Annotated in this window: 2 protein-coding genes; both read left to right on the top strand. The window is 34.6% G+C overall.

Annotated elements, in window-relative coordinates; translation table 11 throughout:
* Window positions 1–1,194, top strand: a 1,194-nt coding sequence (locus G634_RS0114815; RefSeq protein ID WP_026505916.1) for an AAA family ATPase, incomplete at its 5' end; no start/stop codon positions are given.
* Window positions 1,195–1,488: 294 nt separating this feature from the next.
* The coding region (locus G634_RS0114820; protein ID WP_026505917.1) for an insulinase family protein at window positions 1,489–1,793 on the top strand (305 nt) is incomplete at its 3' end.

Genomic DNA, 1,793 nt, shown 5'->3' on the forward strand with positions numbered 1-1,793 from the left:
ATGAAAAAAAGTCATTGTCCTAAAGACTGGTTAGAAGCTTTTTTTATGCTGGAGATGTATTTACAGAGCATCGATAATGGTACACGTCAGGTTGTATTTCTGGATGAACTTCCGTGGATGGATACTCCTAGATCTGGATTTATAACAGGCTTTGAATCATTTTGGAATGGTTGGGCTTGCCATAGAAATATAATGGTCATTATCTCGGGAAGTGCTAATTCATGGATGGAGAATGAGCTTATTAATAACCACGGTGGATTATATGGGCGAGTTACTTATGAAATTAAACTTTCTCCTTTTACGTTAAAGGAGAGCGAGTTGCTATTCAAAGAGCGAGGGATAAATCTTTCGAGATATGATATTGTGCAATCCTACATGATATTTGGCGGAATCCCATTTTATCTGAATTATTTTAGGCGAGGCAATAGTTTGGCTCAAAATGTAGATGAGTTGTTTTTTGCAAAAGGTGCGAAACTTTCACAAGAATTTGATAGACTTTTTTCTTCAATATTCACAAATTCGGATATGGCAAAGACAATTGTAAAGGTGCTTGCAAAAAGGAGTAAGGGATATACCAGAAAAGAAATCATAAGTGAGTCAGGATATTCAGATGGTGGAACACTTTCTAAAAGCCTTAATGCACTATTGGCGAGTGATTTTGTTATAAAATATGTTCCGTTTGGATGCGGTAAAAGAGAAGAACATTATAAACTTGTAGATCCGTTCTGTGCCTTTTTTCTGAAGTTTGTAGAAAAAAAGGATTCTATAGTGAATGGATTCTGGCAGCAAAATATAGATTCACAACCTATTGTAACATGGAGAGGATATGCATTCGAAAATGTATGTTTTAACCACATTTCGGAAATAAAAAGAGCTTTGGGAATAAGTGGAATAAGCTCTACAGAGTCAGCCTGGACTAAAACAGGGGATGATGAAAGGGGCACTCAGATAGATTTGCTCATCCTTCGTAAAGATAATGTTGTAAATATGTGCGAGATGAAATTTTACAGTGATAAATTTGCAGTAGATAAAGACTATGATGAAATTCTTAGGCATAGACAAACATTATTATATGAGAAGATTCCAAAGAAGAGCACAATACATAATACCCTTATTACAACATATGGAATAAAAGATAACGAGTATAAATGGTCATTTGAGAAGGTTATTACGTTGGATGAATTGTTTGATTGACGAGAGGTGATTTTTATAACATTGGGAGATATATTGTCGTGTTTTTTGTGGTGCGCCTAGCGGCGGAACAGTGTTGCCAAATTTCGAAATAAACACCAGAACAAATTGTAAAAGCAGGGAGAAACCTAATTGTTCTCTCTGTTTTTTTTGTTAAAAAACTTTAAAAAGCCAAGTGCATTAAATTAAATGGAAACTCGACTTTTTCCGTTTTTAGGTATCAAAATAAATGAAAAACAGTAATAGAATAAAAACATCAAGAGAACAAAAGCAATCAAAAATAAGGGTAAAGTGAAAATGTATGATATCTTAAATGCTTATTTGGAAAATGGATTAAAAATTATATTACATAAGATTCCTGGAGCAAAGACAATTGCATGTGGACTATGGGTGGCACAGGGAAGCAAGAATGAATCTGATAGTAACAGTGGTTTATCACATCTTGTAGAACATTTGGTTGTTAATCCGGTTACTTCCGGAAACGAAGTATATCAAAGACTTATCGAAGAGGCGACGAACAGCGGAGTGGTATATAACGCAGCAACAACAAAAGAGTATACTTGTTTCTATTTCACTGGTCTATCGAATACTCTTGATTTATG

Origin of the sequence: Butyrivibrio sp. NC3005 (genome assembly GCF_000424545.1) — a bacterium.
Lineage (GTDB): Bacteria > Bacillota > Clostridia > Lachnospirales > Lachnospiraceae > Butyrivibrio.